Consider the following 7042-nt stretch of genomic DNA (forward strand, 5'->3'; position numbering starts at 1 on the left):
GGAGAGCTGGATGTGCACCAGAGCCTCGCGGATTGGAGCAGCGAGCCCTTCTGCACGCGGTGTTGGGACAAGTTCCCGGCCCCTCATCGTAAATAGTTCATCGCAGAAATAGGCGCGTAGCCGGGCGACGGCCGCGCTCATGGCCGGCTGGCTCAGGTTGATGCTGCGTGCCGCNGCGGTGAGATTACGCTCGGTCATCAGAGCATCGAGCGCGACGAGGAGATTCAGATCGAGGCCCTTGAAACGCATGATCCCAAGTTATCCATAATGTAGATGTGTTCCATCAAAACAATCGATTTTACGAATTGTACGGCATGGAGGATAGTGTTCCTGGTAAATCCACTTCAATTTCGCAAACCTGCTGGCGCCTTCGTGGCGCCGGGGGTAGCGGATGAAGTGTGTCGTAGAACTGAGCGAAGCCGAGGAAACGACGTTGCAGCAGTTGTCGATCAACCACATGCATCGGGACCGGGACACGCGCACGCGAGCGGCGGCCCTGTCGCTGCTCGGACACAGGACCAATCGCAGGCTCACTGCCGAGCAACTCCGCGTGAGCGGGCAGTCGGTCTGCGACTGGCCCACGCATGGCGCAACATCGGTGGGTACGGCCCGACGGGTGGCCATAACGGTGGGAACATGAAGACGACTGGCCACGCTTCATCACCTGCACGAAGGAAACGCCGATGCCGAACTCGCTGTACTTTCTCGGCGGATACGGCACCGAATTTCAAGTCAATTTCTCGTGGACGCTCTCATGAATGCTCTAACAAAACGTCGGGCCGGAAAACTAGAATTTAGGCATATCAATATGGTTGTCGATCTTTGCCCTGACTCCGAGAAAAAGCTTCAGGTGTACGCCGAGCATCAACCGAGGCACATGTCCAATGCGGCCAAGGTCTTCGGCGGCATGGGCAAGCTGGATCGCGCCGACACGACCCGACAAGCGTCTGGCAGGTCGCGCAGGCGCTTACTACCGGAAAAACTTCGCATAGTTCTCCAAACCCTTTCTATATCGGCCGCTTACCTTCTTACAGTTGAGGCAACCCTCGACTTCGCCTTGGCTTCGCGACGAATTGGAAGTAGCCGATTGCAGGTGCCAAATGCTTCAGCGACCCGGCCAAATGGATCTCGTGTCAATCGCGGTCAGATCGTGCGGAAGATGCGGGGGAAGTCTTCGGTAGATCCGGTGCGAAAGGCACGTGCACTTGATGTAATCTCCATCGTGGATGAGGTTCGATCGGCCCGTGAAGCGTTGACGGAAATACTCTTTTCTTCTGGTTTCGTCCCAGAACTGTTCCAGAGTGCAGATGATTCCTTGAAATCGAACCGCTTTCTCAGCAAGTCCTTCGCGTCCGTCAGGTCCACCCTCAAAGGCCGGACGGCGCATAGGAGGCAGTCGTGAATTTCGCCGTGTCCACAGCTAGAGGACCTCTCTCCATGCGCTCTCAGGTGCGGTGGAGGCTGGTTTGGGAAAATGAGTTGCGACTCGCCGATCACATCGAACTGTCCGAGTTCTTCCGAAAGACCTACGGACCGACCGGGGCGTTTAATGCAAAACCGTTCGAAGGCAATCACAGTTGGGCTGGTGCGAGGCCAGAGTTCCGCGCAATCGGCTACGACGCGCGCGGCGTAGCGGCTCATATCGGCGCACTGCGTCGTTTCATCAAGGTTGGCGCAGTCGATCTACTAGTGGCCGAACTAGGATTGTACGCGGTACGTCCGGATCTTGAGGGACTCGGAATCCCTCATCTAATGCGCGTGATGTATCCCGTGTTGCAGGAACTTGGCGTTCCATTCGGCTTCGGCACGGTTCGACACGCATTGCGGCAACATATTGCAAGGCTACTCGGCCGACCCGGTCTGGCGACTATTGTGTCTGGAGTTCGCGTGAGGTCGACCCTTCGAGAAGTGCATATCGACATGCCGCCCACGCGCATCGAGGACGTACTCATTGTCGTCTTACCGATTGGACGGTCAATGAGCGATTGGCCGACCGGAACGATAATTGATCGGAACGGGCCAGAGCTGTGAGGCACTGCTTATCCGAAGCGCGCAGCGAGTGCGCTGACACCACCGGACGTCGCAGCGTTTATTTGACGTTTGACGACGGCCCTAATCCACTTTGCACACCGGACGTCCTCGATGTGCTGGCGGAACACCGGGTGCCAGCGACTTTCTGCGTCATCGGCGCGTATGCAGCGGACCAGCCGAAGCTGATCCGACGGATCATCGCAGAAGGGCACGAGGTCGCAAACCACACGATGACTCATCCGGACCTATCCAGATGCGAACGCACCGAAGTACAACAGGAAATACTAACGGCAAGCAGGGTCATCAGGATGGCGAGCCCCCGAGCTTCGCTGCGATATATGCGTGCCCCGTATGGCATGTGGACCGAAGCAGTGCTCACTACGTCAGCGAGCGCTGGACTGGCGCCCCTCCATTGGTCGGTAGACCCGCGAGACTGGTCTCGTCCCGGCGTGGACGCGATTGTCAGCGCAGTGCTGGCCTCTGTCCGGCCGGGTGCAATTGTGCTCTTGCACGACGGATGCCCTCCCGATGAGTTGGGACGATGTGCTCACGCTGGTCGGCGCGAGCAGACCCTCACGGCACTTTCCCTCATGATTCCGGCATTGCATGACCGGGGGTTTGCAATCCGATCGCTTCCTCAACCTCACCGGGCGAACCAGACGCCCTATGAACGTGCTTGCCGCAACTAGCACTGTCGCTGTCTCGTTTTATGCGCTGCTCTCGACTGTCTCTGTCCGCTAGCGGACGGAACCGATCGAGCCACCTCCAGCGCGGCCGCATTGTCCGGAACGTAACATTCGCGACACTAACAATCGGATGATGCAACGCCATAATCCGACATTGTGCCGGTCAACATCCCCAAAATTGCGCTCCGACTGTAGATGCTCGCTTGGCACAACGCTTGCGATCCATCGGCGACAACTCAAGAGATCTGACATGCTCAATCCGATCATCAACGACACGACACTTCGCGACGGCGAGCAGACCGCCGGCGTCGCGTTTCGCACCGAGGAAAAATGCGCGATCGCCGCCGCACTGTCGCAAGCCGGCGTGGCCGAACTCGAAATCGGAATTCCTGCCATGGGCGAAGACGAAATGGCGTGCATCGCTGCAATCGTCGACCTAAACCTCGACGCGCGCCTGATGGTTTGGGGGCGCCTCACCGACGAGGATCTCATCGCGGCATTGCGCTGCGATGCCGATATCGTTCATCTCTCGGTTCCCGTTTCGGATATTCATTTGCAACACAAGTTGGGGCAGTCGCGCAGTTGGGTACTGGAGCAGATCGCACGCGTCGTCGACGAGGCAGCGAAAAACCATCCCAGCATTTCCCTCGGCATGGAAGACGCCTCGCGCGCGGATCCCTCATTTCTCATAGAAGTGGCTGAATGCGCGCAGCATCACGGGGCCCAGCGCGTGCGCTTTGCCGACACTGTCGGTATCCTGGACCCCTTTAAGACCTTCCACGCCATTGCAGCGCTGCGCGTTGCCGTCGATCTGGAGATAGAAATCCATGCGCACAACGACCTCGGACTCGCCACAGCCAACACACTGGCCGCCCTTGGAGCCGGCGCGACCCATGCCAGCACCACCGTCAACGGGCTGGGTGAGCGCGCCGGCAATGCAGCGCTTGAAGAAGTCGTGATGGGCGCGCGGCACCTCCTGCGACGAGACACTGGCGTCGACACCAGAGCGCTGCCCGACATCTCGTCGCTGGTCGAACAAGCCTCAGGCCGCGCAGTTTCCTTCAACAAGAGCATCATCGGTAGGAGCATCTTTACGCACGAGTCGGGCATTCACACCGACGGCCTCGCGAAGCACCCCACGACCTACGAGGGATTCGATCCAGCAGAGCTCGGGCGGCAACGGTCGACGATACTCGGGAAACATTCTGGATCTCAAAGTGTGCGTGAGGCCTACGACGCTCTCGGCGTGACGGTGTCGGACCGGCTCATCCCGCTCGTGCTTGCGCGCATCCGATCTTTCGTCACGCAGAACAAGCAGGCGCCGGATGCAAGCGATTTGCGCCGCTTCCTGACCCAAGCCCACAGCACGCGGGTGAAGGTGTCGTGAGTGTGGTTATGGCGGCCAAACCTGTCCAATAGAAGTAACGACATGCAAGAAGTTATCGAACAACTGCGTCACCTGTCGTCGGCCGAGGATTTCCTGCGATTCTTCGACATCGCATTCGACGAGAAGTGCAGAACGTGAGCCGCCTGCACATGCTCAAGCGCTTCTTTCAGTACATCCAGCAACAGAAAGAACTGCCGCGTAACAACGCGCCGGCCGTACTCGCCGTCTATCCATGCTACTGCAGAAGGCCCACAACGACTTCGTTGTATCCACGCCCGCGGTGCGTAATCGTCGCAATCCAACACCGACCAGACGGCACCAATTTTCGACTACGCGCACTATGGCATTGTCGGGAACGCCCTGCAACGCTCCCAGCGTTGACGCATGCCTGTAAGGACCACCTGGCGCTGCGGCAAATCCGGCACATAAGGAGAGTTAGATGAGAGAGCGCTCGCAATTCGATGCGATCGTCGTGGGCGCCGGACCGTCCGGCAACGCAACAGCCTACGTTATGGCCAGGAGCGGACTGAAGGTGCTTCAGATTGAGCGCGGCGAATATCCCGGCAGCGAGAGCGCTCAAGGCGCAATCCTCTATGCCGACGCGCTGAAACAGATCATTCCGGACTTTCATGACCACGTGCCACTCGAGCGCCACATCATCGAGCAGCGCATGTGGATGCTCGACGATACTTCGTTCCTAAGCACCCACGTACGCAGCGACGACTACAACAAGCCGCCGTATAACCGCTGCTATACGATCATCCGCGCGCAGTTCGACAAGTGGTTCTATAAATGTACGGCAATGGCTGGATGATCGTCGGTGACTCGGGCGGCTTCGTCAACGCCGCGCATCGCGAAGATTCCCACCTCGCCATGACCACGGGACGCCTCGCCGCCGAGACGGCGATAGCCTCAAAAGCAGCCGGCTGCCGCGGCTACCGCGCTAACGTGCTGTCGGCGTACAAGGCCGCGCTCGACAAGAGTCGTGATGAAGGATTTGCACAAATACCGCGAGATGCCAGAAATTCCGCATCGCAATCTACAGTTCTTTACAACATGCCGTGATCTCGTCGCTCAAGCGGCCAGCACCGTGATCACGGTAGACAATTTCTGGAGAGCCTTCCGATGAAAACGGTCACTGTCAATATCGAGGAAAAGCTGTTTCAGAACCGCTACCGCGCCGACGTCGGGCGGCCGCACGTCCACATCAAAAACGTTGAAGTCTGCACCAGCGACTGTGCCGAAAAAAAGCTGCGCGTTCGTCTGCCCGGCCTCGTTATCGGAAGGAGAGCAACGGCTCGTTCACGCTGATTGCCGACGGCTGCTTGGAATGCGGTAGTTGCCGCATTCCAGGCACTAACCATCACAACCTTGAATGGGAGTATCCGCGCGGCGGCCATGGCATCCAGTTCAAGTTCGGGTAGACAAACACATCCATCGTCACATCGGCTTCCGAGCGCCGGAACAGCGGCCGGACGCCTCACCATATCGGAGCAAATTGATGAATCTCATTACTGGTATCGAATCGACCGATCTCTTCGGCGGCAACGTTCCCTCCCCTGTGCTACTGCTGATCGAGAGAACCCGCAGCGGCAGCAATGACGATCTGGCCGCCGCGTTGTGGACTGCGGTCCTGTCGTACCCCCGCTGCCTGCCACCCTATTATCTGCTGTATAAGTTCCATGCGAACAGGGGTGAACTTGGCGAGGCGCAGGAGGTCGCAACCAAGGCTTTAGCGGTCGCCGCCCGGCAAGCGTCGCTCGACAGCGACTGGTGTGCGGTACAGCCGGGCGACACCGACTTCACCATTCCTGGTCCGGGCCGCTTCTGGCTCTTCACACTGAAGGCGCTCGCGTTCATCAGCGTGCGGCGCGGTGAGCGCGTCGTTGCACTGAAGCTGATCGCCAAGCTGCGCAGGCTGGACCCGATCGATTGCATAGGCTTGGACGTCGTGGAAGCCTTGCTCGCACAGTCCGGGTCCCGATAACGCCGCCGGAAGATTAACTGATAGATTGACAATATGTCCCCGGCATGGCGATGGCAGAACTCCATTGCAGTTCGTGGCGATCGTTTCAGTAGTCAAAGCCGACGCTCACCGCACACTTCGCGCGGGCGCGCACGCTGGGCTACCTAGACAGCCAGACCTTCATTCTGGCCCGAAGCAATCCGTGAAATCGGCGCAATAGCAGCAGTTTGAAGCCTTGCAGATAATCGACGCCTCGCGCTCGCACACGTGGTTGTAGAGGAATTTTTTCCACTTCATGCCGTGGACGTTTTTCCAGCGAGCCGTGGAAACCGGTAGCCCAGCAATGCCGATAATTCGGCGTACATCCGATAATGAGACTGCGTCGCAAGCGAAGGTTGTGTAGCAACCAAAAACGCAAATTCAAGGCAACAACCCGATTGACACACGGCTTGCCGGTCGCGCCGAACCTGCTCGATCAGGCGCTCGCCGTCACTGCGCCGAATCAGGCCTGGTGTGGCGATACCCGTTATGTCGCCACAATACCCTCGAAACCCCACAAATCCATGCCGCAAAGACCTTGCTGAAAGATCTTATTTCCTAACTTGGGTGGATTGGTCTTCGCGTGGCCTCACGCGGANNAANCNTGCGTGACGCCTCCTGCAATATTATCTCCCGCATCCAGTTGCTTGCCGGATCACTGTTGTGAAGGGCAGACCATTGGACGGCCTCGGTGAATGCGGGAANTGGCAGCGGAAGTTCGACGATCCGCAGAGGCATCGTTTTTTCGAAATGCTTGACCAGCCTTAAGGGCATCGTCCCTATACGGTCAGTGTTTAATAGCATGGGCGGGATCATGCTAAAGCTCTGCACGATGAGCTCGTCCCGTCTCTTGAGACCGTGCTCGAGCAAAAACCACTCCTCGATGGAGGGCTGCCGCGTACGCCCGAACTTGGCCACAACGTGCCCCATCGA

The 7042-nt window shown here is 58.4% G+C and carries 7 protein-coding genes and 7 pseudogenes; 11 read left to right on the forward strand and 3 right to left on the reverse strand.

What is annotated here, in order from left to right; all coding sequences use genetic code 11:
- Positions 1–249: pseudogene (nodD1, locus tag F759_RS39690) on the reverse strand (transcriptional regulator NodD1); the annotation flags it as partial.
- A gap of 142 nt (positions 250–391) precedes the next feature.
- On the opposite strand from nodD1, the gene F759_RS39695 reads away from it, so the two are divergent.
- The 10 genes and pseudogenes from F759_RS39695 (at position 392) to F759_RS0134705 (ending at position 6091) form a co-directional block, all read left to right on the forward strand.
- On the forward strand, positions 392–640 hold the full coding sequence (locus tag F759_RS39695) for a hypothetical protein (protein WP_051377585.1): 249 nt from the start codon (positions 392–394) through the stop codon (positions 638–640).
- Between the two features lie 114 nt (positions 641–754).
- Entirely contained in the window at positions 755–1402 is a 648-nt protein-coding gene (locus F759_RS40340; RefSeq protein WP_152530799.1) for a hypothetical protein, read from the forward strand.
- Positions 1399–2031 (forward strand): NodA family N-acyltransferase, encoded by a 633-nt coding sequence (locus F759_RS0134675; protein WP_027803811.1) that lies wholly within the window; start codon positions 1399–1401, stop codon positions 2029–2031. The genes F759_RS40340 and F759_RS0134675 overlap by 4 nt, the downstream gene beginning before the upstream one ends.
- Positions 2028–2720, forward strand: coding sequence for a chitooligosaccharide deacetylase NodB (gene nodB / locus F759_RS41835; protein ID WP_084534451.1), 693 nt, complete (start codon positions 2028–2030; stop codon positions 2718–2720). The genes F759_RS0134675 and nodB overlap by 4 nt, the downstream gene beginning before the upstream one ends.
- 247 nt (positions 2721–2967) lie before the next feature.
- Positions 2968–4104: a homocitrate synthase gene (gene nifV / locus F759_RS0134680; RefSeq protein ID WP_027803812.1), complete on the forward strand. Its 1137-nt coding sequence runs from the start codon at positions 2968–2970 to the stop codon at positions 4102–4104.
- Between the two features lie 98 nt (positions 4105–4202).
- Positions 4203–4265 (forward strand): annotated as a pseudogene (locus tag F759_RS45375) (hypothetical protein); the annotation flags it as partial.
- Between the two features lie 139 nt (positions 4266–4404).
- Positions 4405–4547 (forward strand): annotated as a pseudogene (locus tag F759_RS44715) (electron transfer flavoprotein subunit alpha); the annotation flags it as partial.
- Positions 4544–5233, forward strand: a pseudogene (locus F759_RS41840) (NAD(P)-binding protein). The pseudogenes F759_RS44715 and F759_RS41840, both read left to right, overlap by 4 nt.
- A pseudogene (locus tag F759_RS39715) lies at positions 5230–5528 on the forward strand (ferredoxin family protein). Before F759_RS41840 ends, F759_RS39715 begins: the two co-directional pseudogenes overlap by 4 nt.
- 77 nt (positions 5529–5605) lie before the next feature.
- The gene (locus F759_RS0134705) at positions 5606–6091 is read left to right on the forward strand and encodes a hypothetical protein (protein ID WP_027803815.1); all 486 of its coding nucleotides are present in this window, start codon (positions 5606–5608) and stop codon (positions 6089–6091) included.
- Positions 6092–6250: 159 nt separating this feature from the next.
- Here the strand turns inward: F759_RS0134705 and F759_RS41845 are convergent, their stop codons facing one another.
- Positions 6251–6367, reverse strand: coding sequence for a nitrogen fixation protein NifQ (locus F759_RS41845; protein WP_407668572.1), 117 nt, complete (start codon positions 6365–6367; stop codon positions 6251–6253).
- A gap of 71 nt (positions 6368–6438) precedes the next feature.
- Here F759_RS41845 and F759_RS44720 point away from each other — a divergent pair.
- Positions 6439–6609: pseudogene (locus F759_RS44720) on the forward strand (IS3-like element ISBvi4 family transposase); the annotation flags it as partial.
- A 58-nt stretch (positions 6610–6667) separates the two neighbouring features.
- Here F759_RS44720 and F759_RS43830 read toward each other — a convergent pair.
- A pseudogene (locus tag F759_RS43830) lies at positions 6668–7042 on the reverse strand (LysR family transcriptional regulator); the annotation flags it as partial.

The sequence above is a fragment of the Paraburkholderia dilworthii genome (assembly GCF_000472525.1).
Lineage (GTDB): Bacteria > Pseudomonadota > Gammaproteobacteria > Burkholderiales > Burkholderiaceae > Paraburkholderia > Paraburkholderia dilworthii.

What these genes read in the sequence shown, in the direction of transcription:
- F759_RS41845 (WP_407668572.1), bottom strand. Translation starts at nt 6,367, where the DNA reads ATGAAGTGGAAAAAATTCCTCTACAACCACGTGTGCGAGCGCGAGGCG.
- nifV (WP_027803812.1), top strand. Translation starts at nt 2,968, where the DNA reads ATGCTCAATCCGATCATCAACGACACGACACTTCGCGACGGCGAGCAG.
- F759_RS40340 (WP_152530799.1), top strand. Translation starts at nt 755, where the DNA reads ATGAATGCTCTAACAAAACGTCGGGCCGGAAAACTAGAATTTAGGCAT.
- F759_RS39695 (WP_051377585.1), top strand. Translation starts at nt 392, where the DNA reads ATGAAGTGTGTCGTAGAACTGAGCGAAGCCGAGGAAACGACGTTGCAG.
- F759_RS0134705 (WP_027803815.1), top strand. Translation starts at nt 5,606, where the DNA reads ATGAATCTCATTACTGGTATCGAATCGACCGATCTCTTCGGCGGCAAC.